The following is a 23,445-nucleotide window of genomic DNA, read 5'->3' as shown; positions in this document are numbered from 1 at the left end:
CCCCACGAGGGTTAAACGGCCTTATACCCGGAAAAACGGTCATTCCGCGCTATCTTCCCTAAGGTGATCGAGGCCTTCGGACTGACCAGCACCCCCCGCAAGGCGCACCCGCCCGCGGTCGACGACGTGACCTTCGAGGCGCGCGCGGGCCAAGTCACCGCACTCCTCGGCGAGGCGGGCGCGGGCAAGACCACGACGCTCAGACTGATGCTCGAACTCCAACAGGGCCGTGGCCTCACCCACTTCAGAGGCCGCCCGCTGCATCGCATCGCTCACCCCTCGCGTGAGGTCGGCGTGGTCCTCGGCGACGTTCCCGGCCACCCGGCCCGCTCCGTCCGCGGTCATCTGCGCATGCTGTGCGCGGCGACCGGCGTCCCGGCCCGGCGGGCCGACGAAGTGCTGGAAACCGTCGGCATCGTCAGCCTGCGCGACGAACGCCTGGGCACGCTGTCCCGCGGCATGGACCGCCGCCTCGGCCTCGCGAGCGCACTGCTCGCCGATCCCCACACCCTGGTCCTGGACGAGCCCACGAACGGTCTCGCCGGTCGTGAAGCCCTCTGGCTGCACCGGATGCTCCGGGCGCACGCGACACAGGGCGGCACGGTCCTGTACACCACCGCCGACCCCAAGGAAGCCGCCCGCGCCGCCGACCGGGTCGTCACCCTGGAGGCCGGCAGACTCGTTGCGGACCAGGCGGCCGGCGAGTTCGCCCGCACCCGGCTGCGCCCCCGCGTCGCCGTCCGCAGTCCCCACGCCGCCCGGCTCGCGGCCCTCCTCAGCAAGGAGGCCCGCACCGCTCACCGTTCCGTGGAAGTCGTACGGGAGGGCGGCAACCGCCTCTCCGTGTACGGCAGTACGACCGCCGAGGTCGGTGAGACCGCGTTCCGGCACGGCATCCTCGTCCATCAACTCGCCGACGAGACGGGTGACATGGGCCCCGGCGCCGTCCCGGAGCCGTCGACGGAGGTCGCGCCGGTAGCCGTACGGCGGCAACACGACACGAGCGAACCGGCCGTAGCGCCGGAGTGCCTGGCCGCCGAGGCGGTCACGAGCGCTGCCCGGCCCGACGAATCCGGCGTGGAGGTCCAGTGCGCCGCCGGTTCCACGGTCACCCCGCAACCGCGGGCGTCGGCCGCTCCGAAGTGGGCAGGGCGGTCAGGCACGGGCGTCGCCCGTCCGGACCCGAGCCGGTCCTCGACGGGTCCCGAGTCGTCCGTCGCGGCCGCGCTCCGGTCGTCCGGCTCCGGCGAGGCGAAGCCCGACGGCGCCCAGGCGGTGTCCGGCTCGCCCCGTTCTTCCCGCGCGGACGCGTCCGGCCTCTCCCGTCCCGCCGAGGCCTCGGCCGTCGCGTTCGGGCCTCAGTCGGTGGGCGCCTCCGCGGGCACCCGGCCATCCGTCGTGACGGCATTCGCGCAGTGCCCTCCGACGGCCGCGCCCCCCGGCCAGGCGACCCGCACCGCCCCACCGGAGCCGGCGTCCGCCACCGTCCCCGCCCAGCCGCCGGCCATCGGCACCTCCGCCCAGCCTCCGGCCGGCACCGCCTCCGCCCAGCCGTCCCTCGCCGCCGCTGCCGCCCAGCCGTCAACAGCGCCCGCCGAGCCGCCAACAGCGCCCGCCCCCGCCGAGCCGCCGGCCACTGCCCACCCCCTCACGTCGGTCGCTACGGCTGCCGCCGACGAGTCACCGGCCCCTGCCGCCTCCGCCCAGCCGTCGCCCTCCGCCGCGGCGACCGCCCGACCGCAGAGCCGCGAGATGTCCGAACGGTCGTCCGCCGGTGAGATGTCCGAACGGTCGTCGGCCGGTGAACCGGGCGACCTCGCCGCCCCGGCCGGCTCCCGCCATCCGCGGCTCGGTGCCGTACCCGCCGAGGTCCCCAGCGCCCCCCTCCCCGTCAAGGAGCCGCTTCAGCAGCCGCAGCCCGGCAAGCCCGCTGCGACAGCCGAAGGCGAGATCCCGGCGGACGCCACTTCCGCCGACTTCCCGACGGGCCTCGCACGCCGGCCCGAAGCCTCCGCTCCGGACGCTCTTTCCTTCCTCCCGCCCCCCATCTCCGTCCGCACCGCCCCCAGTCCCCTCCGCCCGTTGCGTTACGAACTCCGCCGGGCCGCCGGTATCGGTGCCGGCTTCCTCACCTGCGGTGTCGTACTGCTGTTGTCCGCCGTCACCGCCGTACTGCTGGCGAGGCTCGGGCACACCCCCCAGGCCCGGTTGTTCGCGGCCTGGCCGCGCGAGCTGCCGCTGCCTCCGGCGGCCCTCGGCGCGGGACTGCTCGGGGCGTTGGCCTTCGGAGACGAGTTCCGCCACCCCGCGTTGGCGGCGGACCGCGGCACCGTGCCCCGCCGACTGGGGCTGCTCACCGCGAAACTGCTGGTCTGCGGAGCCACCGCGGTACTGCTCTCGTTCCTCACCCTGGGCTGCGACGCCGAAGCGCTCTATCTCGTCTACGGCGGGGAGCTCGCGAAGGTTCCCGCCGACTGGCTCCCGCTCACCGTGAGTTGGTTCGGGCTGGTCGTCGGCTGTTCCTGGGCCGGCGTGCTGGCCGCGGGTGTCTTCCGGTCCACCACGGCCGGCCTGGCCGCTGTTCTCGCCGTACCCGTGCTCGTCGTGCCGACCGTGCACGAGGTGCTGCGGGGGTCCGGCGCGCGGATGGCCGCCGGTCTCCCGGCGCGGTTGAGGGAGGCGTTCCTGCTCCAGTGGCCCTTCGGGGGAGACCGCTACCTGGTCGGTACGGTCCGGCTGCTCGCCCAACCGGTGGGCGGCGCACTGGCGTTGTCCCTGACCGCACTGCTCTGCGCGTACCTGTTCACGACTCTGCGGCCGAGGGCTCGATGAGTGCGGATCGGGCGCTTGCGATCCACCTCTGCCCACAAATCCCTTCAGAACGCCCATTTATTTCTGATAAGGCGTCAATTGCGACGGCGTGAGCGATCACCCTTTCGTGTGCTTTTCACCAAAGACCTCAAGGGAGTTGGAGGCAGCGCCGACAAAGGATCCGTGAGTACCCTTGCGCACACCATGATGACCGCCGCCCGCTCCGCAGACTCTGGTCTGGTCGGCCCGGGCGAACTCGACCGCTACCCCTACACGGATGCTCCCGTCACCGAACGTGTCGGCGTGCCCTCCTGGGAGGGCGCCGACCCGGAACTCGGCCGTGTGGGCCGCCGTGCCGCGGGCAGCCGCGGCCGCGGACTGCACGGTCAACTCGTCCAACAGCTCGGTCAGATGATCGTCTCCGGCGATCTGGGCGCGGACCGTCCGCTGGTCCCCGAGGAGATCGGCCAGCGTTTCGAGGTCTCCCGCACCGTCGTCCGTGAGTCCCTGCGGGTCCTGGAGGCCAAGGGGCTGGTCAGCGCCCGCCCCAACGTCGGCACCCGCGTGCGTCCGGTCAGCGACTGGAACCTCCTCGACCCGGACATCATCGAGTGGCGGGCCTTCGGGCCGCAGCGCGACGACCAGCGCCGTGAGCTCAGCGAGCTGCGCTGGACGATCGAGCCGCTCGCCGCCCGTCTCGCCGCCGGACACGGGCGTGAGGACGTCCAGCAGCGCCTGTGCGACATGGTCGAGATCATGAGCCACGCCATGGCGCAGGGCGACGCGCTGACCTTCTCCCGCGCCGACGCCGAGTTCCACTCGCTGCTCATCCAGGTCGCGGGCAACCGCATGCTGGAGCATCTCTCCGGCATCGTGTCGTCGGCCCTCCAGGTCTCCGGCGGCCCGGTCGCCGGCTGTGACCGGCCGAACGAGACCTCCCTGGCCCAGCACGCGCGGATCGTCGACGCCCTCGGCACCGGCGACGGCACGGCCGCCGAATCGGCGATGCGGCAACTGCTGACCGTCCACCCCGAGGTGGAGCGCGTGGTTCCCGCCCCGCGCGAGCACTGATCCGCGCCGAGAGCGGCGCGCTCGGTCGGTGCCACGTCCTCCTGGCGCCGCCGGTCCGGGACCCGCTTCCGCCGGACCCCGCCGGATCCCTCAGGGCTCCGGCGGGGTCCGGCGGCGGGGCGGGCGCAGTGATCGGCCGTACGGAAGGCTCCGCGACGGTCGCGTGAACGGACTCGCGGCGGTGGCGCGACGTACTGGAGCGGTCGTACGACCAGTCGTACGGTGGAGGACGCGGGGTCCGAAGGGCCCGGAGAGATCATCGTCGACAACCTCTGCCCATGTCTGACCGTTTTTGAGTGCTTACGGGGTGTGACTCGGGCCACGTAGATTGGGCGTAACGCTCTTGCGAACAACGCGATGACCTAAGAGGTGACAGCCGCGGAGGGAATACGGACGCCATTCATGGCGCTGTGTAACGTCCCGGCCCGCGCCCGCGCCGTCGGCCCATCCCCAAGCCGGCGGTCGGCTCCAGTCCGTCCCGGACGGGGCCGGAAGCCGTTTTCCAACGTTCCGAGAGGTTGTTCGTGTCGGCCAGCACATCCCGTACGCTCCCGCCGGAGATCGCCGAGTCCGTCTCTGTCATGGCTCTGATTGAGCGGGGAAAGGCTGAGGGGCAGATCGCCGGCGACGATGTGCGTCGGGCCTTCGAAGCTGACCAGATTCCGGCCACTCAGTGGAAGAACGTACTGCGCAGCCTCAACCAGATCCTTGAGGAAGAGGGTGTGACGCTGATGGTCAGTGCCGCGGAGCCCAAGCGCACCCGAAAGAGCGTCGCAGCGAAGAGTCCGGCCAAGCGCACCGCCACCAAGACGGTCGCGGCGAAGACGGTGACCACCAGGAAGGCGACCGCCACGGCCGCTCCCGCGGTGGCCCCCGCCGCTGCCGCCGACGACCCGGCCGAAGAGGCGGCGCCCGTGAAGAAGGCTGTCGCCAAGAAGGCCCCCACCGCGAAGAAGGTGGCCGCGAAGAAGACCGCGACCGCCGCGAAGAAGACGGTGGCGAAGAAGACCGCCGCCAAGAAGGACGACGTCGAGATCCTCGAGGACGAGGTCCTCGAGGAGCCCAAGGCCGGCGCCGAGGAGCCCGAGGGCACCGAGAGCGCGGGCTTCGTCCTGTCCGACGAGGACGAGGACGACGCGCCGGCACAGCAGGTCGCCGCCGCCGGTGCCACCGCCGACCCGGTCAAGGACTACCTCAAGCAGATCGGCAAGGTCCCCCTGCTCAACGCCGAGCAGGAGGTCGAACTCGCCAAGCGCATCGAGGCCGGTCTGTTCGCCGAGGACAAGCTGGCCAACGCCGACAAGCTGGCCCCGAAGCTCAAGCGCGAGCTGGAGATCATCGCCGAGGACGGCCGCCGCGCCAAGAACCACCTCCTGGAGGCCAACCTCCGTCTGGTGGTCTCGCTGGCCAAGCGCTACACCGGCCGCGGCATGCTCTTCCTGGACCTCATCCAGGAGGGCAACCTCGGCCTGATCCGCGCGGTCGAGAAGTTCGACTACACCAAGGGCTACAAGTTCTCCACGTACGCCACCTGGTGGATCCGGCAGGCGATCACCCGCGCCATGGCCGACCAGGCCCGCACCATCCGTATCCCGGTGCACATGGTCGAGGTCATCAACAAGCTCGCGCGCGTGCAGCGCCAGATGCTCCAGGACCTGGGCCGCGAGCCCACCCCGGAGGAGCTGGCCAAGGAACTCGACATGACCCCGGAGAAGGTCATCGAGGTCCAGAAGTACGGCCGTGAGCCCATCTCCCTGCACACCCCGCTCGGTGAGGACGGCGACAGCGAGTTCGGTGACCTCATCGAGGACTCCGAGGCCGTCGTCCCCGCCGACGCCGTCAGCTTCACGCTCCTCCAGGAGCAGCTGCACTCGGTGCTGGACACCCTGTCCGAGCGCGAGGCCGGCGTCGTCTCCATGCGGTTCGGTCTCACCGACGGTCAGCCGAAGACCCTCGACGAGATCGGCAAGGTCTACGGCGTCACGCGTGAGCGGATCCGCCAGATCGAGTCCAAGACCATGTCGAAGCTGCGTCACCCGTCGCGTTCGCAGGTGCTGCGCGACTACCTCGACTAGATCGCGTCCCGCGGCAGATCGCGTCCTGCGACCGGCTCGCGGTCCGAACACACCGAAGGTCCGGCCCTCCCTCGGGGGGCCGGACCTTCGTGCTGCGCGGTGCGGCCCGCTGGATGACTCTGGGTGTTCCAGTACCACCCAGAGTGAGGAGGGTGCATGCGTCGTTCGTCTGCTCCGGTCCTGATCCGGCCGCTGATCCTGGCGGCCGTCACCGCGGTCATACCGCTGGCCGGCCCGCCCCCGGCGGTCGCCGACAGCGTTGTCGTCGGCGGCTTTCCCATCGATGTCTCGCAGGCTCCCTGGACGGTCGCCCTGTCCAGCCGTGACCGGTTCGGGGGTACCCGCGCCGGTCAGTTCTGCGGTGGCGTCGCGATCGGTCGGACCACGGTCCTGACCGCGGCCCACTGCCTGGCCGACGAGGTCGTCGGCGGACCGTACGGCCCGGTGGGCGACCTCAAGGTCATCGCGAACCGCACCGACCTGCTGTCCGCGCAGGGACAGGAGATTCCCGTGACCGTCGCCCGGGTGAATCCGGGCTACGACCCCGAGGCGAACACCGGCGACTTCGCCGTCCTCACTCTCGCCCGGCCTCTCCCGGCCGGCGCGGTGGTCCCGATGGCCGCCGAGGGGGACACCGCCTACACGCCCGGCACCGGCGCTCTGGTCTCCGGATGGGGCGACACCACGGGCGGCGCCGACTACGCACGCCGACTGCACGCGGCACGCGTCCACGTACTGCCTGACGAGACCTGCGCACGCGCCTATCCCGGCGACGCGGACGGCACCTACCAGCCCCACTCGATGCTGTGCGCGGGAGAGGCGCGGGGTGGCCCGGACGCCTGCCAGGGGGACAGCGGGGGCCCGCTCGTCGCCGACGGGAAGCTGATCGGGCTCGTGTCATGGGGGAGCGGCTGCGGGCGGCCGGGCAGCCCCGGCGTCTACACGCGCGTCTCGGAGGCCGTACGGGCGCTGGGACCCGGCGGGACCCTCAGTCCTTCACGGCGGCCCCACGAGCCCTCCTGAGGCCCACTGTGGCCGTAAGACGAAGGGCGGTCGCCCTCCTGGGAGGAGCGACCGCCCGTCACCGGCCTGTGCCGGAGCTGGCTCGTCGTGGATGCGAGAGGTCAGCGCTCATCTTCGGAAGCGGTGGCCGGAACGGTCGTCAGCCGCTCCGTCTCGTCCTGTATCTCAGCGGCGATCTTCTTGAGTTCCGGCTCGAACTTGCGGCCGTGGTGGGCGCAGAAGAGCAGTTCTCCGCCGCTGAGCAGCACGACGCGCAGGTATGCCTGGGCGCCGCAGCGGTCGCAGCGATCGGCGGCCGTCAGGTGGCTCGCGGGGGTCAGAACAGTAGTCACGTCGCCTCTTCTCTAGCTCGACGAGCTGTCGTACCAGGGTCAACATCCAACCAGCCCGAAAACGTTCCCGCTCGGGGCTTCTCCTCGAAAAAAATCTTTCGAGGTGGCCGTCTGCTGCCGGTTGGCGGCGAATGTGCCGTATTGCGTGTTTTCAGTGCTTACGGGTTCGCGCGGTTCATCGGTCTCATCCTCCCGGCTGGGTTGCCGGTTGTTTGTGAGGACGTGCCCGGAGCCTAAATGGTTCATGCCTCCAAGGGAACGTGATATGTACTTCACTCCATCGAGGGATCGAACACCCATACGACCCTGGACTAGGGTGAGGGCCGTACGAGGGTGGCGTTACAACGGCTCTACCAGGCCTCGGTACCCTCTGAACGGCGACCGAAGCCGGCCCCTTACCCAAAAGGGGCTCCACTGAAATTCAGCGAGGAGCGAACCGCGTGACCGCCGATACGTCCGTGCCGTCCACTGCGCTGCTGGCAGGAGCAGACCGGGACGGCTCCAACTACACCGCGCGGCACCTGCTCGTTCTCGAGGGCCTCGAAGCCGTGCGCAAGCGTCCCGGCATGTACATCGGCTCCACCGACAGCCGCGGCCTGATGCACTGCCTGTGGGAGATCATCGACAACGCCGTGGACGAGGCCCTCGGCGGCTACTGCGACCACATCGATGTGATCCTCCACGACGACGGCTCCGTCGAGGTCCGGGACAACGGCCGAGGCATCCCCGTGGACGTGGAGCCCAAGACCGGTCTGTCCGGCGTCGAGGTCGTCATGACCAAGCTGCACGCCGGCGGCAAGTTCGGCGGTGGCTCCTACGCCGCCTCCGGTGGTCTGCACGGCGTGGGTGCCTCCGTGGTCAACGCGCTCTCCGCGCGCCTCGACGTCGAGGTCGACCGCGGCGGCCAGGTGCATGCGATCAGCTTCCGCCGCGGTGTGCCGGGCGCCTTCGCCGGCGTCGGCCCGGACGGCAAGTTCGAGGCCGCGAGCGGGCTGCGCAAGACCAAGAGGATCCCGAAGACCCGCAGCGGCACGCGGGTGCGCTACTGGGCCGACCGCCAGATCTTCCTCAAGGACGCCAAGCTGTCCCTGGACACGCTGCACCAGCGCGCCCGGCAGACCGCGTTCCTGGTGCCCGGCCTGACCATCGTCGTCCGCGACGAGTACGGCCTGGGCGAGGGTGGCAGCAAGGGCGAGGAGTCGTTCCGCTTCGACGGCGGCATCAGCGAGTTCTGCGAGTACCTGGCCACCGACAAGCCGGTCTGCGACGTCCTCCGCTTCTCCGGTCAGGGCACCTTCAAGGAGACCGTCCCGGTTCTGGACGAGCACGGCCAGATGACCCCGACCGAGGTCACCCGCGAACTCGGCGTGGACGTCGCGATGCGCTGGGGAACCGGCTACGACGTGACGCTGAAGTCGTTCGTCAACATCATCGCCACGCCCAAGGGCGGCACCCATGTCGCCGGCTTCGAGCAGTCCGTCCGCGAGACGCTCAACGAGGTGCTGCGCACCAAGAAGCTGCTGCGCGTCGCCGAGGACGACATCGTCAAGGACGACGCCCTGGAGGGCCTCACCGCCGTCGTCACCGTGCGCCTCGCCGAGCCGCAGTTCGAGGGGCAGACCAAGGAGGTCCTCGGCACCTCGGCGGCCCGCCGGATCGTGAACAACGTGATCTCCAAGGAACTGAAGGCGTTCCTGACCTCCACCAAGCGCGACGCGGCCGCCCAGGCCCGCGTGGTCATGGAGAAGGTGGTCGCCGCCGCGCGGACCCGCATCGCGGCCCGTCAGCACAAGGACGCGCAGCGCCGCAAGACGGCCCTGGAGTCCTCGTCGCTGCCGGCCAAGCTCGCCGACTGCCGCAGCGACGACGTCGAGCGCAGCGAGCTCTTCATCGTCGAGGGCGACTCCGCGCTCGGTACGGCGAAGCTGGCCCGTAACTCCGAGTTCCAGGCGCTGCTGCCGATCCGGGGCAAGATCCTCAACGTCCAGCGGTCCTCGGTGACGGACATGCTGAAGAACGCCGAGTGCGGTGCCATCATCCAGGTCATAGGGGCTGGCTCGGGGCGTACCTTCGACATCGACGCGGCCCGTTACGGCAAGATCATCATGATGACCGACGCCGACGTCGACGGCTCGCACATCCGCTGCCTGCTGCTGACGCTGTTCCAGCGGTACATGCGGCCCATGGTCGAGGCCGGCCGGGTCTTCGCCGCGGTCCCGCCGCTGCACCGCATCGAGATCGTCCAGCCCAAGAAGGGCCAGGACAAGTACGTGTACACGTACTCGGACCGCGAGCTGCGCGACAAGCTCATGGAGCTCCAGAGCACGGGCGTCCGGTACAAGGACTCCATCCAGCGCTACAAGGGCCTCGGTGAGATGGACGCCGACCAGCTGGCCGAGACCACGATGGACCCGCGTCACCGCACCCTGCGCCGCATCAACCTGTCGGACCTCGAAGCGGCCGAACAGGTCTTCGACCTGCTGATGGGCAACGACGTCGCCCCCCGCAAGGAGTTCATCTCCGGCTCGGCGGCGACGCTGGACCGGTCGCGGATCGACGCGTAGCCGCTACGCGGACCGAGCGGACCGAGCGGACCGAGCGGACTGGGCGGACCGAGCGGACTGGGCGGACGGCGGCGCGTAGCCCTCGCCGCCGCGCTGGTTCCGCTGAGCGGCAGGAGTGACCGGAAGCCTCGGCAGACGCCGGGGCTTCCGGCCGTTTGAGCCTCGGGGCCTCGGGGCCTCGGAGCCTCGGAGCCCGGGAAGCGCGGAGCCTCTGAGCCCGGCACCCCGCGCCCCCCGGCCGCCGTGCCCGCCGGTGCCCGGCACTCCGCCAGTGCGGTGTCCTGAGGTCACGGGACCCCGTGGTTCCGGCGTCCCGGCGTCTCCGGGTGCCTCTTCTCCACCCGGGGGTGGAGGATCGTGCCCCTCGGAATCCACCCGTGATCCACCCTCGCGCCGATCTGCTGACCTGCGCGTTTCCGTAGCGTCGAAGGCGTCGGCGGCTCTTGCTCCGGCACCGTCCCTTCCCGCTCATGGAGGCTCTGATGTCCGGGCTCGTCAACGCGTTGCTGATCGTGGCCGTCGTCGCCGTGGTGATCGTTCGCCAGTTCCGAGCCCGGCCCGTCAACACCGGTCGGCGCTGGTGGCTGCTGCCCGCGATCCTCGCCGTCGTCGCGCTGCGCGAACCCGCGATACTCGACGCCCACCACCGCACGGAATCCGCCCTGCTCCTCGGCACCGAGTTGCTGGTCGGGCTCGGCATGGGCGCCGCCTGGGCCTGGACCACCAAGATCTGGACCGAACCCGACGGCGTGGTGTGGACCAAGAGCACCAAGGCCAGCGGGATGGTCTGGCTCGGCGGCCTCCTGCTGCGTGTGGGTCTCTTCGCCCTCGGCGCCGCGCTCGGCGTCCACCAGGACAGCTCGGCCCTGATGCTCGGCCTGGCGATCCTGCTCGGGGTCCGCTCCGGGATCCTGGTCTGGCGGGCGCAGTCCCTCCACGCCGCCCCGTCCGCCGGCCGTCCCGCCCGGGCGTACCGTGACGGCATGGCCCCGGTCATCAGGAAGGAAGGCGTGTGACGGAGAACGCCTGGACGCGCTGGCCCTCGCGTGAAGCGCTGAGCCGCGCGGGGATCTCCCAGCCCAGGCGCACGCTGGCCTGGGGAGTGAGGCTGCTCGTCCTCGCCCTGCTGCTGTGGAGCGCCTTCAACCAGTCCCATGTCCACGGCTGGGACGTGGCCGGGGCCGTGACGGGCGTTCTCGTGACCGCGGCGGCCTCCTGGGGCTTCTACCGGACGACGTACGCCCACCGGCTGGTGCCCTCTCTCGTCCTCATCGCCGTCCTCCTGGCCATCGCGGTGCTGGCGGAGGTCACGGGGTTCCGGGGCCCGGCGCTCGTGATCTGGTGCGGCTGCGGCATCTCGGCCCTGGAGCGGCTGCCGATCGCGGTCGCGGTGCCCGTCACCTCGGTGGCCCTGGCCTCGTACTCCGCGTTCAACAACGACGTGTGGCTGACCACCGCGGCCACCGTCGTCGGAATGGCTCTCGCCGGCTACGTCATGAGGCTCGACGCCGAAGCGCGTGGCCACGCACAGCGGCTGCTGGCCCAGGAGCGCGCCGCGAGAGCGGCCGAGGCCGAGTCGGCGGCGCTCGCGGAGCGGGCCAGGATCGCCCGGGAGATCCATGACGTCCTGGCCCACAGCCTTTCCGCCCAGATGGTGCACCTGGAGGCCGCGCGACTGCTGATCGAGCGCGGCGCCGACCGGGAGCAGATCCTCGAACGCGTGGTGGCCGCCCGGGGAATGGCCCGCGACGGCCTGGCCGAGACCCGCCAGGCCCTGTCGGCGCTCCGTGGCGAGCTGACCCCGCTGGAGGACTTCCTCACCGAACTCGTCGGCTCGACCGACGGCGCGGAGGTCACCGTCACGGGCGAACGCAGAGCCCTGCCCGCCGAGGCCTCGCAGACGGTACGACGCGTCGCCCAGGAGGCGCTGACGAACGTCCGCAAGCACGCCCACGGCGCCAGGGTGCGGGTGCGGCTGGCCTACAGCGAGCACGAAGTGACGTTGGACGTGCGGGACTCGGGCGGCCGTCCGGGCGAACTCACGGGCGCCGGCGGCGGGTACGGTCTGCTCGGAATGCGGGAGCGCGCCGAGCTGCTGGGCGGCTCGCTGGAGGCAGCACGTGATGACGAGGGGTTCGAGGTGCGGTTGAGGGTGCCCGTATGACGGAGGGCGGGAAGAAGCCCGCGCGAGTGGTGGTCGTGGACGACCAGACGGTGGTCAGGGAGGGCATCGTGATGCTCCTCGGGCTGCTGCCCGGTGTGGAGGTCGTCGGAGCGGCGGGCGACGGGGAGGAGGCGGTGCGGCTGGTCGGTGAGCTCGCCCCGGACGTGGTGCTGATGGACCTGCGGATGCCGCGCTGCGACGGGGTGGAGGCGACCCGGCGGATCCGCTCGCAGTACCCGGGGACTCAGGTCGTGGTGCTCACCACGTTCGCGGACGACGAGTCGCTGTTCCCGGCGCTGCGGGCCGGCGCCCGTGGCTACCTGACCAAGGACGCGGGTGGCGACGAGATCGTCCGGGCCGTGGAGAGCGTGCTCTCGGGAGACGCGGGACTGTCACCGAGCATCCAGCGACGGCTGCTGGAGAGACTGTCGCAGCCCGAGCAGCCGCCGACGCCCGCCGCCGAGGCACCGGACGGGCTGACCGTACGGGAGACCGAGGTCCTGGTGCTGATCGCCGAGGGTCTCAGCAACCAGGAGATCGCGCGGAGACTGCACGTCTCGACCGCGACGGTGAAGACACACATCAACAACCTGTTCGCCAAGACGGGACTCAAGGACCGCGCGCAGGCCGTGCGTTACGCCTACGGGAAGGGGCTGGTGAGGCCACCGGCGAACTGAGTCACCTGATGGGGTGAAGAGACTTGAGAAGAGAGTCAGGGATCTTCCCGATCTGTCCATCCTTGGGCATGCAGTCAAGCAACGGACGTCACCGCGACGGCGGGGACGGCTCCGAGAGTTCGGCCGAACGGCACTCGGACCAGGGCGAGTACGGCACGACCTCCGGAGAAGTCAGGTACGAGGACCCCTGGTACGACGCGCTGGCCTCCGGCTGGGGCGATGTGGAGAGCGCCGGAACGCCGGCCCCCGCCGTACCGGCGGCACGAACCGAGCCGGAAGGGCCGGCGCTCCGGGCCCGGGACGTGTATCTGGAGGTGCAGCGCAGCGCGGCCTTCCAGGAGGTGCGTGCCCGTTACCGGAGGTTCGTGGTGCCGGGGGCCGTCGTCTTCCTCACCTGGTACGTGGCGTACGTGGTCGCTGCGACGACCGCGCCCGGTCTGATGGCGAGGCCCGTCGCCGGAGCGGTGAACGTGGCGATGGTCGCGGGGCTCGGGCAGTTCCTCACGACGTTCGTGCTCACCTGGGCCTACGCACGGCACGCGCGGCTGCGCCGGGACCGTGCCGCACTGGACCTGCGCTGGGACACCCAGGAACTGGCCCGTGGCGCGCGGGGCGGTGTCCTGTGACGCTCCATCATCAGACGCTGGCCCTGCTGCTGTTCAGCGCGTTCGTCGCGGTGACCCTGGGGATCACGACGTGGGTGAGCAGGAAACGGCATGGTTCGGCGGAGGAGTTCTACGCCGGCGGCCGGTTGTTCTCGCCGTTGGAAAACGGTTTGGCCATCGCGGGTGACTACATGTCGGCGGCCTCCTTCCTCGGTGTCACGGGGCTCATCGCGCTGTTCGGCTACGACGGACTGCTGTACGTGGTGGGTTTCCTGGTGGCGTGGCTGGTCGTGCTGTTCGTGGTGGCCGAACTGGTCCGCAACTGCGGGAGGTTCACCCTCGCCGACGTGATCGCGGCGCGGATGACCGAGCGGCCGGTGCGGATCGCGGCGGGCACGTCCTCGGTCACCGTCTCCGTTCTCTATCTGGTGGCGCAGATGGTGGGGGCGGGCAGCCTGGTGGCCCTGCTGCTGGGACGGACCGGCGGGGCCGCCCAGGCGTGGACGGTCATCGGGGTCGGCGCGCTGATGGTGATCTACGTGTCGCTGGGCGGGATGCGGGCCACCACCTGGATCCAGATCGTGAAGGCGGTCCTGTTGATGGGCGGGACGGTGACACTGACCGTGCTGGTGCTGCTGCGCTTCCACGGCGACGTCGACCAGTTGCTGCTCACGGCCGCGGAGCGCAGCGGGCACGGCAAGGCGTTCCTCGCACCGGGGCTCAAGTACGGCGGGAGCTGGAGCGCCCGGCTGGACTTCATCAGCCTGGGCCTGGCGCTGGTGCTGGGCACGGCGGGGCTGCCGCACATCCTGTCGCGGTTCTACACGGTGCCGACCGCGAGGGCGGCCCGGCGGTCCACGGTGTGGTCGATCGCGCTGATCGGCGGCTTCTATCTGATGGCGATCGTGCTGGGCTTCGGAGCCGCCGCCGTCGTCGGGACGGACACGGTGCGCGCGTCGAACGAGTCGGGGAACACCGCGGTCCCCCTGCTGGCGCTCGATCTGGGCGGCGGCGTGGGTTCCACCGGTGGAACGGTTCTGTTCGCGGTCGTCGCCGCCGTTGCCTTCGCGACCATCCTCGCCGTGGTCGCCGGGATCACCCTCGCCTCCTCGGCGTCCGTCGCCCACGACCTGTACGCCACGCTGCGCAGGCCGCACGCACGACAGCGCGGCGAGGTGGCGGTGGCGCGCACCGCCGCGGTCGGCATCGGAGTGCTGGCCATCGCTCTCGGCCTGCTGGCCCGTGACCTCAACGTCGCCTTCCTGGTGGGCCTGGCCTTCGCGGTGGCCGCCTCGGCCAATCTGCCGGTACTGCTGTACTCGCTGTTCTGGGGAGGCTTCACGACCCGCGGCGCGGTGTGGGCCGTATACGGCGGACTCGTCCCCGCTCTGGTGCTGGTCGCGCTGTCCCCGGTGGTGTCCGGGAGCCCGGGGGCGCTGTTCCCGGATGTCGACTTCCAGTACTTCCCGTTGCAGAACCCGGGGATCGTCTCCATTCCGCTGGGTTTCCTGGCCGGCTGGCTCGGTACGGTCACCTCGGACGAGGTACCGGACGAGGGCAGGTACGCGGAGACCGAGGTGCGGTCGCTGACCGGGGCGGGGGCCGTGTAGGAGCTACGGCGCCACCCAGGCGTACCGGTGTTCCGGGCGGCCCGTGTCGCCGTACTTCAGGGTGAGGCGCAGCCGGCCGGCCTGTTCGAGGTGGCGGAGGTAGCGCTGGGCGGTCGAGCGGCTCAGGCCGGTCTCGGCGGCGACCTCGTGGGCCGACAGCGGATGGCCGGCGCGGTGCAGGACACCGCAGATGAGGTCCGTGGTCGGCTCGGAGTGACCGCTGGGCAGCCCGGGTGCCGACGGGGCGGGTGACGTACGCAGGGCGCCGAAGATCCGGTCGACCTGCTCCTGCCCGGTCAGGCCCCGGCCGCCGACCCGGTCGACGGTACGGCGCAGTGCCGCGTAGGAGTCGAGGCGGGTGCGCAGCGCGGCGAAGGTGAACGGCTTGACCAGGTAGTGCAGGGCACCCAGGCGCATCGCGCGCTGGACGGTGGTCACGTCGCTGGCCGCCGTGATCATGATGACGTCCGTGCCATGCCCCTGTTCGCGCATCCGGTGGACGAGTTCGAGACCGGTCTGGTCCGGCAGGTAGTGGTCCAGCAGGACCAGGTCGATGGTGCCGCGTTCCACGGCGGCCAGGGCCTGGGCAGCACTGTGCGCGCGGGCGGCCACCCGGAAGCCGGGAACCTTCCCCACGTACTTGGCGTTTATCTCAGCGACGCGGAAGTCGTCGTCGACCACCAGAACGTCAATCATCAGGCCTCTCCTTCAAGGCCGGCGAGCGTTAAGCCCGTGTTTCGTCTGCGCAGTTGTAGCGCGCGCAAAATGAGCACAACAGGTGCTTGCGAGCAAAAGAACGGCTTGCGCCCAGAAGACTGCTGCTGTGGTCCGTGCCACACCTACCGTCCCGGCCCATGAGCGCAGACACCAGCCCCGCCATCGAGCTACGGGGCGCGAGCAAGATCTTCAAGACCCCGTCGGGGGGTCTGCACACGGCTGTCCGCGACCTCGACCTCACCGTCGGACGTGGTGAGTTCGTGGCCGTCGTGGGGCCGACGGGTTGCGGTAAGTCCACCACGCTGACCCTGGTCAGCGGGCTGGAGGAGCCCACTGAGGGGGATGTCCTGGTGGCCGGTCAGCCGGTCGCCGGCGTCGGTGACAAGGTCGGTTTCGTCTTCCAGCAGGACGCCACCTTCCCCTGGCGGACCGTGCTGTCCAACGTGATGGCGGGGCCCCGCTTCCGGGGCGTGCCCAAGGCGGAGGCGAAGGAGAAGGCCCGCGCCTGGCTGGCCAGGGTCGGCCTCGCCGCCTTCGAGGACCGCTACCCGCACCAGCTCTCCGGCGGCCAGCGCAAGCGGGTGGCGCTCGCCGCGACCTTCGTCAACGACCCCGAGATCCTGCTCATGGACGAGCCGTTCTCCGCGCTCGACGTGCAGACCCGGGCACTGATGTCGGACGAACTCCTCGAACTGTGGGAGGGCACCGGCGCCTCCGTCGTGTTCGTCACGCACGACCTGGAGGAGTCCATCGCGCTGGCCGACAAGGTCGTCGTCATGACCGCCGGGCCGGCGACCGTCAAGCAGGTCTTCGACATCGACCTGCCCCGCCCCCGCAAGGTCGAGTCGGTGCGTCTGGAGCCGCGGTTCATCGAGATCTACCGCGAGATCTGGGAGTCCCTCGGCGAAGAGGTCCGCATCACCCGTGAGAGGGGCGCCGCCCATGTCGCCTGACGTCCTCAGCACACCGGTCGTCGAGACGGCCAAGACCTCGGACCGCGCCCAGACGCGGGCCCAGGCCGCCCGCAGACGCAAGGCGATCGTGTACACCGTGCGGGTGCTGCTCCTGGTGGCCGTCCTCGGCCTGTGGGAGGTCCTGTCCCGGGCCGGTGCCATCGACCCGTTCAACTTCTCGATGCCGTCGAAGATCTGGGACCAGATCTGGACCTGGATGACCCACGGCACCGCACTCGGCTCCCTCGGCGAGCAGATCTGGTACACGCTCTACGAGGCGCTGCTCGGCTGGGTCATCGGTGTCGCCGCCGGTGTCGTCTTCGGCATCGCCCTGGGACGGATCGCGTTCCTCGCCGACGTCCTGGGCCCCTACATCAAGGTGCTCAACTCGATCCCCAGGATCGTGCTGGCCCCGATCTTCGTGATCTGGTTCGGGCTCGGCGCCTCCTCCAAGGTCGCCTCGGCCGTCGTCCTGGTGTTCTTCCCGGTGTTCTTCAACGCCTTCCAGGGCGCCCGCGAGGTGGACCGCAACCTCGTCGCCAACGCCCGGATCCTGGGTGCCAGCGACCGCCGGGTGACCCTCCAGGTGGTCATCCCGTCCGCCACCTCGTGGATCTTCACCAGCCTCCACGTCAGCTTCGGCTTCGCCCTCATCGGCGCCATCGTCGGCGAGTACATCGGCGCCACGAAGGGCATCGGCCTGCTCGTCGCGCAGTCGCAGGGCACCTTCAACGCGGCCGGTGTGTACGCCGCGATGGTCATCCTCGCCGTCGTCGCGCTCGCCGCCGAGGGGCTGCTCACCTTCGCCGAGCGCCGCATCTTCCGCTGGAAGCCGTCGGACTCCGACAGCTGAACCCGGCCTTCTCCTCCCGCACCGCCACTCACAAGGACGTGAACGTCATGCGCAAGTCCGCCAGATACACCACCCTGGCCGCCGCCGGCCTGCTCGCCCTGTCCTCCCTGACCGCCTGCGCCAACGACGCGGCGAGCACGACCTCCAGCGGCTCCGCCGGCAAGGGCGACGGAAAGGGCACGAAGGTCAAGATCATGGTCGGCGGCCTGGACAAGGTCATCTACCTCCCGGCGATGCTCACCCAGCGGCTCGGCTACTTCGACGCCGAGGGACTCGACGTGGAACTGCTGACCGAGCCGGCCGGTGTGCAGGCCGAGACGGCCCTCGTCGCCGGGCAGGTCCAGGGCACGGTCGGCTTCTACGACCACACGCTGGACCTCCAGACCAAGGGCAAGGCGGTGGAGTCCGTCGTGCAGTTCTCCCGGGCGCCCGGCGAGGTCGAGATCGTCTCCACCAAGGCCGCCGGTGACATCACGTCGCCCAAGGACTTCAAGGGCAAGAAGCTCGGCATCACCAGCCTCGGTTCGTCGACCGACTTCCTGACCAAGTACCTCGCCGTCAAGAACGGCGTGAAGGTCAGCGACTTCTCGCCGGTCGCCGTCGGTGCGGGCGCGACCTTCATCTCGGCGCTCCAGCAGGGGTCCATCGACGGTGGGATGACGACGGATCCGACCGTCGCGACCATCCTGGACAAGAAGGCGGGCAAGATCCTCCTGGACATGCGGACGCCGGAGGGTTCCCAGAAGGCGCTCGGCGGGCCGTACCCGTCGTCCAGCCTGTACATGCAGACGGACTGGGTCAACAGCCACAAGGACACCGTCCAGAAGATGGTCAATGCGTTCGTCAAGACGCTCAAGTGGATGTCCACCCACAGCGCCGCCGAGATCGCGGCCAAGATGCCGGCCGACTACGCCCAGGGCGACAAGGCCCTCTACACGCAGTCCATCAAGAGCACGCTGCCGATGTTCACCGACGACGGTGTGATGCCCGAGAACGGCCCCGAGACCGTGGAGAAGGTGCTCAAGGCGTTCAACACGAACATCCAGAACCACGATGTCGACCTCGGCAAGACCTACACGACGGAGTTCGTCAAGGCAGCGAAGTAGGGGGCAGCGAAGCAGGCGGCTGCCGAGCAGAAGCAGCGAAGCAGGCGGCTGCCGAGCAGAAGCAGCGAAGCAGGCGGCTGCCGAGCAGACCACTACCGAGCAGAAAGCCGCCGCGCAGTGTGTCTCAGCCGCGGGTCGCCCACACGTAACGGTGTTCGGGGCGGCCCGCGTCGCCGTACTTGAGGGTCAGCCGGGCCCGTCCGGTGCGCTCCAGGAGCTTGAGGTAGCGCTGGGCGGTCTGGCGGCTCACCCCGGTCCGCTCGGCGATCTCCTGGGCCGACAGCGGGCTCTCGGCGTTCATCAGCGACCGGCGGACCAGCTCGGCGGTGGTGGGGGAGTGCCCCTTGGGCAGCGCCAGCTCGGACGGCGCGGACAGGGCACCGAAGATGCGGTCGACCTCGGCCTGTTCGGCCTCGCCGCCGCCGTCCAGGGTGCGCCGCAGCTGCGCGTACGCCTCCAGCTTGGCCCGCAGCCCCGCGAACGCGAACGGCTTCACCAGGTACTGGAGGGCACCCTGGCGCATGGCCGCCTGGACGGTCGAGACGTCCCGGGCCGCCGTCACCATGATCACATCGGTCTGGTGGCCGCGCCGCCGCATCTCCTGGACCACCGCGAGGCCCGTGTCGTCGGGCAGGTAGTGGTCCATCAGGACCAGGTCGAGGCAGGGGAGGGCCTCCAACTGACGCAGCGCCTCGGCCGCGTTGTGGGCCTCACCGGCCACGTGGAAGCCGGGCACCTTCTCGACGTAGGCCGCGTTGACCCGGGCGACCCGGGTGTCGTCGTCCACGACCAGGACCTCGATCACGGCGCTTCCTCGTCCCTCGGTCATCGTGCGTCCTCGTCGGCCGGTACGGGCACCGGTTCCAGCTCCGGCTCGGTCAGCGCCTCGGGCAGCACCACCGTGAACTGCGCGCCGCCGCCGTCCGCGTCGCCCACGGACGCGCTGCCGCCCTGGCGTTCGGCGAGCCGGCGCACCAGGGGCAGTCCGATGCCGCGCTTGCCGTGCGCGGGCGGCTTCTTGGTGGACCACCCCTCGGTGAACGCCAGCTCCCGCTGCTCCGCCGGGATCCCGGGCCCGGTGTCGCCCACCCTGAGGACGACCGCACGTCCCTCGGTGCGCAGTTCGACCTCCACGCGCGCGTGCGGAGTGCCGGCGACCGCGTCCAGCGCGTTGTCGACGAGGTTGCCCACGACCGTGACCAGCCCTCTGGGGTCGATCAGCCGGTCCGGCAGCCAGGTGCGGTCCGACACCCACAGGGCGACCCCGCGCTCGGCCGCGACGGTGGCCTTGCCGACCAGCAGGGCGGCCAGCAGCGGGTCCTGGATCTTCTCCGTGACCTGCTCGGCGGTGACCCGGTGGTCACCGACCACCTCGCCGACGAACTCCACGGCGTCGTCGTACATCTCCAGTTCCAGCAGCCCGAGCAGGGTGTGCATGCGGTTGGCGTGCTCGTGGTCCTGGGCGCGCAGGGCGTCGATCAGCCCGCGCGTGGAGTCGAGTTCGCGGCCCAGCTGTTCCAGCTCGGTCCGGTCGCGCAGGGTGGCGACGGCGCCGCCGTCGTCGGTGGGCATCCGGTTGGCGACCAGGACCCGCTGGCCGCGCACGGTGAGCAGGTCGGTGCCGGTCACCCGGCCGGCCAGCACATCGGTGGTACGGCCCGCGCCGAGCGCCTCGTCGGGGGACCGGCCGACGGCCTCGTCACCGATGCCGAGCAACCGCCGGGCCTCGTCGTTCAGCAGCCGGATCCGGCCGCCGCGGTCGAGGGCGACGACGCCTTCCCGGATGCCGTGCAGCATCGCCTCGCGCTCCGCGAGCAGCGCTGAGATGTCGGAGAAGGCCAGGTCACGGGTCTGCCGCTGGACCCTCCGGGAGATCAGCCAGGCGGCCAGCGCACCGACCGCGAGAGCGCCGCCGGCGTACGCGAACAGTCCGGGGATCGTGCTGAGCAACCGCGCCCGCACACTGTTGTACGCGATTCCGACCGAGACCGCCCCGATGATCCGGTGCTTCGAGTCGTACAGCGGCACCTTGCCCCGGGCGGAGCGGCCCAGGGTGCCGTTGTCGATCTGCATGACCTCCTCGCCGTCCAGCGCCTCCTTGGGGCTGGTCGACACATGCCGGCCGATCTCCGAGGGCGTGGTGTGCGACCAGCGGAATCCGCCCTTGTCCATCACCACGATGTACTCGGCGTCGGTGGCCTTCCGGATCCGCTCCGCCTCCTTCTGCACCGGCCCGTCCACGCTGGGTGGGGTGGTCAGGACACCCTCGGCGATCTGGGGGTCCTGGGCCGTGGTCTGGGCGATCGCCAGGGCCCTGTGCATGGCCTCCTGGTCCAGCTGCTTGCTGAGCGGCGCGAGAAAGAGTCCGGTCGCGAGCACCGCCACCCCCGCGGCGATGGCCAGCTGCATCAGCAGGACCTGCGAGAACACCTTCCGGGGCAGCCGGGGGCGCAGTCGGCGCGCGGGGGGCGTGGGACTCATACCCACGAAGGTACGTGCGCGGGCGCGCCGCACCTAAGGGGTGTGGCGTGGATCTCTTGACCGGTTCTTGGGAGAACGGGGATCAGCTTCTTGGGGAAACGAGGATCAGCTCGCGAGGGCCGACGCCGGCCGCAGCTCTCGCAGCGACACCACGTCCATCCGGGCCGGCGACCCCAGCACGGAGACCCCGCAGCTCTCCGGGCGGGGCGGCAGGGACGCGCCCTGGGTCACCTCGACCCGCCAGCGGCGGCCGTCGGCGTGGTCGACGGTGACGTGCCAGCGAGGGGCCGCGCCGTCGGTCCGTACGACGCTCAGCGCGCCCGCGGCGTACTCGCCCGCCGCCTCGCGGACGGCCAGCTCGGCCGCCTGGCCGGGCCGCCCCCAGGCGGAGCACCCACGGCACCCCTCCAGCACCACACGGCCCTCCTGGGCGCCGTGCAGGACCTCCTTGACGGCATGGGCCTCGGCGCGCCCGTACGCGTAGCCGTACGGCAGCACGAGCACCGTCGGCGAGAAGCGATGACCACCCAGATGGGTGACCTCCCAGGTGCCCCGCACGCCGGACGCGGCCAGTTCGGCGGCGAGCGGGCGGCCCAGCAGGGCGCAGCAGCGGTCGCGCTTGCCGTTGGTGCAGACGAGGGCGAGCGGGCTGCCGGAGTGCGGCCGGCCGCCGAGCGCCGTGCCGAACGAACGGTGGTCGCCCGCGCCGAGCGCGGCCAGGTCGAGGTCGAGCAGCCGACGCGGATCGCGGGTCTCGGCGCTGTGCAGCCACAGGTTCCCGGGAACGGTGTGGGCCGCGTACACCTGCCGAACGGCGGGCGTGCCCGGGTCGGCATGGCGGCCGGGGCGGCGGATGAGCGCGATCCGCACGCCGGTCCCGTCGGCGGCGGCCTCCAGGGCGCGGCCGAGCGCGGGGTCCAGATGGCTCGAAGTGAGCGCCTTGGCACCCCAGGGGCCCGGCTGTTCCAGCAGCAGCCACGTCGTCGCGGTGGCGGCGGTGCCGGAGACGGGCTCGTCGAGCATCCGGGAGACGGTTGCGCACCTACTCACAGAGGTGAGCCTAACCTGACTTTGCCCGGACCGGCTTCCGGCCCCGCCCGTTCGGCCGCCGAAGGGGTTACTCCGGCAGCGGCTGCGGTGGTCTGGGGCCGACGTAGTGGCCGCTGGGGCGCATGCGGAGCGGGCGTTCGCCGTACTCCTCCAGGGTGTGGGCGATCCAGCCCGCCGTCCGGGCGACGGCGAAGATCGTCTCGCCCGCGGTGGCGGGCATCCCGCAGGAGGCCGTGAACACGGCCAGCGCCAGGTCTACGTTGGCGTGCAGCGGAGCGTGCCGGGCGGTCGTGGCCACGACGTCCCGTGCGGCGAGGAGGGCGGGTTCCGCGCGCGGGATCCCCTCCAGCAGGTCGAAGAGCACGCGCGCGCGTGGATCCTCCCCCTGGTAGAGCCGGTGGCCGAGGCCCGGGATACGACGGCCGGCCCGCAGTTCGTCCGCGATCACCGGCACGGCGGTGCCCTGGTCCAGGACGTCGAGCAGCAGCCGGTGCGCGAGTCCGCTGGAGGCGCCGTGCAAGGGGCCTTCGAGTGCGCCGAGTCCGGCCGACACGGCCGCGTACGCGTGGGCGCGCGCGGAGGCGGCCACCCGGACCGCGAGGGTGGAGGCGGCCAGGTCGTGGTCGACGAGCAGGGCGAGGGCGGTGTCCAGGACGCGCAGGGCGGCCTCGGTGGGCTCGACGCCGGTCAGCCGGCGCCACAGCCGGTGGGCCAGCGGGCCGTCGTCGGGCCCGCGCCGGTGCTGTGGCGGCAGCGCGGAGACGAGGGTGGGGATCAGTACCCGCGCGGTGCCGAGGACGGCTTCCTCGGACAGGTCGAAGCGCAGCGGATCCTCGGCGGCCGCGGCGATCGTGGCGACCCGCAGCCGGTCGGTGGGGGTGGTGTGCTCGGGCAGCGCGTCGACGGCCCGGCGGGCGACGGCGACCGTGGCCTTCGGCGCGGTGAAGGTCGTGCCCCGTTCCATCCGGCCCGTCCACAGCCATTCGGCCACCTCCTCGTAGGAGTGGTGGGCGGCCAGTTCGGTGGCGTCGACGCCCCGGTAGAAGTACCGGTCACCGTCGATCAGCGTGATCCGGGTGCGTACCGACAGGTCGCCGCCTCCGGGGGCGGAACCGGCCGCCGTCTCCCGCCGGTTGCGCCGGGCCAGCGCCGCCACCTCCGCGGCGTCGAAGGTGCTGGCCCGGCCACCGGGCTCGCGCCTGCTGCTGAGCTGACCGCGGCTCACATAGGCGTACACGGTCTCGGGTTTCACGCCGAGCAGTTCGGCGGTCTCCTTGGTGCTCAGCCGCCGCGCGGAGCTGTCAGGAGCGGGGTGTTGATCGCGCATGCCGCCACCGTAGCGGCCCTTACACA

The 23,445-nt window shown here is 71.0% G+C and carries 19 protein-coding genes; 13 read left to right on the top strand and 6 right to left on the bottom strand.

Going from position 1 to position 23,445, the window contains the following annotated elements; translation table 11 throughout:
* Positions 1-63 precede the first annotated feature (63 nt).
* The 4 genes from AAW13_RS11755 to AAW13_RS11740 all read left to right on the top strand — a co-directional run bounded on the left by AAW13_RS11755 (position 64) and on the right by AAW13_RS11740 (position 6,980).
* Positions 64-2,832, top strand: coding sequence for an ATP-binding cassette domain-containing protein (locus tag AAW13_RS11755; protein WP_046728665.1), 2,769 nt, complete (start codon positions 64-66; stop codon positions 2,830-2,832).
* 162 nt (positions 2,833-2,994) lie between these two features.
* The gene (locus tag AAW13_RS11750) at positions 2,995-3,882 is read left to right on the top strand and encodes a FadR/GntR family transcriptional regulator (protein WP_071659510.1); all 888 of its coding nucleotides are present in this window, start codon (positions 2,995-2,997) and stop codon (positions 3,880-3,882) included.
* Positions 3,883-4,406: 524 nt separating this feature from the next.
* On the top strand, positions 4,407-5,957 hold the full coding sequence (locus AAW13_RS11745; RefSeq protein ID WP_046728767.1) for an RNA polymerase sigma factor: 1,551 nt from the start codon (positions 4,407-4,409) through the stop codon (positions 5,955-5,957).
* Positions 5,958-6,113: 156 nt separating this feature from the next.
* Positions 6,114-6,980, top strand: a complete 867-nt coding sequence (locus tag AAW13_RS11740; protein ID WP_046728667.1) for a S1 family peptidase — start codon at positions 6,114-6,116, stop codon at positions 6,978-6,980.
* A 101-nt stretch (positions 6,981-7,081) separates the two neighbouring features.
* Here the strand turns inward: AAW13_RS11740 and AAW13_RS11735 are convergent, their stop codons facing one another.
* Positions 7,082-7,312, bottom strand: coding sequence for a DUF7455 domain-containing protein (locus AAW13_RS11735; protein WP_046728668.1), 231 nt, complete (start codon positions 7,310-7,312; stop codon positions 7,082-7,084).
* Positions 7,313-7,752: 440 nt separating this feature from the next.
* Here AAW13_RS11735 and AAW13_RS11730 point away from each other — a divergent pair, with 440 nt between their 5' ends.
* From AAW13_RS11730 to AAW13_RS11705, 6 genes are all read left to right on the top strand, one after another.
* A complete protein-coding gene (locus tag AAW13_RS11730) occupies positions 7,753-9,876 on the top strand; it encodes a DNA gyrase/topoisomerase IV subunit B (RefSeq protein ID WP_046728669.1) in 2,124 nt (707 codons plus the stop codon).
* Positions 9,877-10,358: 482 nt separating this feature from the next.
* On the top strand, positions 10,359-10,892 hold the full coding sequence (locus tag AAW13_RS11725; RefSeq protein ID WP_046728670.1) for a CcdC protein domain-containing protein: 534 nt from the start codon (positions 10,359-10,361) through the stop codon (positions 10,890-10,892).
* Positions 10,889-12,040 carry a sensor histidine kinase gene (locus tag AAW13_RS11720; protein WP_046728671.1) on the top strand — a complete coding sequence of 384 codons (1,152 nt, stop codon included), beginning with the start codon at positions 10,889-10,891 and terminating at the stop codon, positions 12,038-12,040. The genes AAW13_RS11725 and AAW13_RS11720 overlap by 4 nt, the downstream gene beginning before the upstream one ends.
* Positions 12,037-12,717: a response regulator gene (locus AAW13_RS11715; protein WP_046728672.1), complete on the top strand. Its 681-nt coding sequence runs from the start codon at positions 12,037-12,039 to the stop codon at positions 12,715-12,717. Before AAW13_RS11720 ends, AAW13_RS11715 begins: the two co-directional genes overlap by 4 nt.
* A 68-nt stretch (positions 12,718-12,785) precedes the next feature.
* The gene (locus tag AAW13_RS11710; protein WP_079178780.1) at positions 12,786-13,343 is read left to right on the top strand and encodes a DUF485 domain-containing protein; all 558 of its coding nucleotides are present in this window, start codon (positions 12,786-12,788) and stop codon (positions 13,341-13,343) included.
* Complete coding sequence (locus AAW13_RS11705; protein ID WP_046728673.1) at positions 13,340-14,932, top strand: solute symporter family protein; 1,593 nt, start codon at positions 13,340-13,342, stop codon at positions 14,930-14,932. Before AAW13_RS11710 ends, AAW13_RS11705 begins: the two co-directional genes overlap by 4 nt.
* Positions 14,933-14,935: 3 nt before the next feature.
* Here the strand turns inward: AAW13_RS11705 and AAW13_RS11700 are convergent, their stop codons facing one another.
* Positions 14,936-15,628, bottom strand: a complete 693-nt coding sequence (locus AAW13_RS11700) for a response regulator (protein WP_046728674.1) — start codon at positions 15,626-15,628, stop codon at positions 14,936-14,938.
* Positions 15,629-15,786: 158 nt separating this feature from the next.
* Between AAW13_RS11700 and AAW13_RS11695 the strand changes: the two genes are divergently transcribed.
* Genes AAW13_RS11695 through AAW13_RS11685 form a run of 3 tightly spaced genes read left to right on the top strand, consistent with a single transcriptional unit; the run spans position 15,787 to position 18,561 of the window.
* Entirely contained in the window at positions 15,787-16,602 is an 816-nt protein-coding gene (locus AAW13_RS11695) for an ABC transporter ATP-binding protein (RefSeq protein ID WP_046728675.1), read from the top strand.
* Positions 16,592-17,455 carry an ABC transporter permease gene (locus AAW13_RS11690; RefSeq protein WP_046728676.1) on the top strand — a complete coding sequence of 288 codons (864 nt, stop codon included), beginning with the start codon at positions 16,592-16,594 and terminating at the stop codon, positions 17,453-17,455. Before AAW13_RS11695 ends, AAW13_RS11690 begins: the two co-directional genes overlap by 11 nt.
* Positions 17,456-17,502: 47 nt before the next feature.
* A complete protein-coding gene (locus AAW13_RS11685; protein WP_046728677.1) occupies positions 17,503-18,561 on the top strand; it encodes an ABC transporter substrate-binding protein in 1,059 nt (352 codons plus the stop codon).
* 124 nt (positions 18,562-18,685) lie between these two features.
* On the opposite strand, the gene AAW13_RS11680 is transcribed toward AAW13_RS11685, so the two are convergent.
* The 4 genes from AAW13_RS11680 to AAW13_RS11665 all read right to left on the bottom strand — a co-directional run bounded on the left by AAW13_RS11680 (position 18,686) and on the right by AAW13_RS11665 (position 23,419).
* Positions 18,686-19,366 (bottom strand): response regulator, encoded by a 681-nt coding sequence (locus AAW13_RS11680; protein WP_046728678.1) that lies wholly within the window; start codon positions 19,364-19,366, stop codon positions 18,686-18,688.
* Positions 19,367-19,386: 20 nt separating this feature from the next.
* Positions 19,387-21,042 carry an ATP-binding protein gene (locus AAW13_RS11675; protein WP_206306195.1) on the bottom strand — a complete coding sequence of 552 codons (1,656 nt, stop codon included), beginning with the start codon at positions 21,040-21,042 and terminating at the stop codon, positions 19,387-19,389.
* Positions 21,043-21,147: 105 nt separating this feature from the next.
* On the bottom strand, positions 21,148-22,092 hold the full coding sequence (locus AAW13_RS11670; RefSeq protein ID WP_046728680.1) for a sucrase ferredoxin: 945 nt from the start codon (positions 22,090-22,092) through the stop codon (positions 21,148-21,150).
* Positions 22,093-22,159: 67 nt separating this feature from the next.
* Positions 22,160-23,419, bottom strand: a complete 1,260-nt coding sequence (locus AAW13_RS11665) for a citrate synthase (RefSeq protein WP_046728681.1) — start codon at positions 23,417-23,419, stop codon at positions 22,160-22,162.
* Between the last annotated feature and the right edge of the window lie 26 nt (positions 23,420-23,445).

This window comes from Streptomyces humi (assembly GCF_001005085.2).
In the GTDB taxonomy this organism is placed as follows: domain Bacteria; phylum Actinomycetota; class Actinomycetes; order Streptomycetales; family Streptomycetaceae; genus Streptomyces; species Streptomyces humi.
This window is presented reverse-complemented; position numbering and strand designations above follow the sequence as displayed.

Bases quoted from the DNA above. Each gene is read 5' to 3' on its own strand.
- AAW13_RS11710 (WP_079178780.1), top strand. From the start codon at position 12,786: ATGCAGTCAAGCAACGGACGTCACCGCGACGGCGGGGACGGCTCCGAG.
- AAW13_RS11685 (WP_046728677.1), top strand. From the start codon at position 17,503: ATGCGCAAGTCCGCCAGATACACCACCCTGGCCGCCGCCGGCCTGCTC.
- AAW13_RS11695 (WP_046728675.1), top strand. From the start codon at position 15,787: ATGAGCGCAGACACCAGCCCCGCCATCGAGCTACGGGGCGCGAGCAAG.
- AAW13_RS11665 (WP_046728681.1), bottom strand. From the start codon at position 23,419: ATGCGCGATCAACACCCCGCTCCTGACAGCTCCGCGCGGCGGCTGAGC.
- AAW13_RS11690 (WP_046728676.1), top strand. From the start codon at position 16,592: ATGTCGCCTGACGTCCTCAGCACACCGGTCGTCGAGACGGCCAAGACC.
- AAW13_RS11740 (WP_046728667.1), top strand. From the start codon at position 6,114: ATGCGTCGTTCGTCTGCTCCGGTCCTGATCCGGCCGCTGATCCTGGCG.
- AAW13_RS11715 (WP_046728672.1), top strand. From the start codon at position 12,037: ATGACGGAGGGCGGGAAGAAGCCCGCGCGAGTGGTGGTCGTGGACGAC.
- AAW13_RS11725 (WP_046728670.1), top strand. From the start codon at position 10,359: ATGTCCGGGCTCGTCAACGCGTTGCTGATCGTGGCCGTCGTCGCCGTG.
- AAW13_RS11675 (WP_206306195.1), bottom strand. From the start codon at position 21,042: ATGAGTCCCACGCCCCCCGCGCGCCGACTGCGCCCCCGGCTGCCCCGG.
- AAW13_RS11700 (WP_046728674.1), bottom strand. From the start codon at position 15,628: ATGATTGACGTTCTGGTGGTCGACGACGACTTCCGCGTCGCTGAGATA.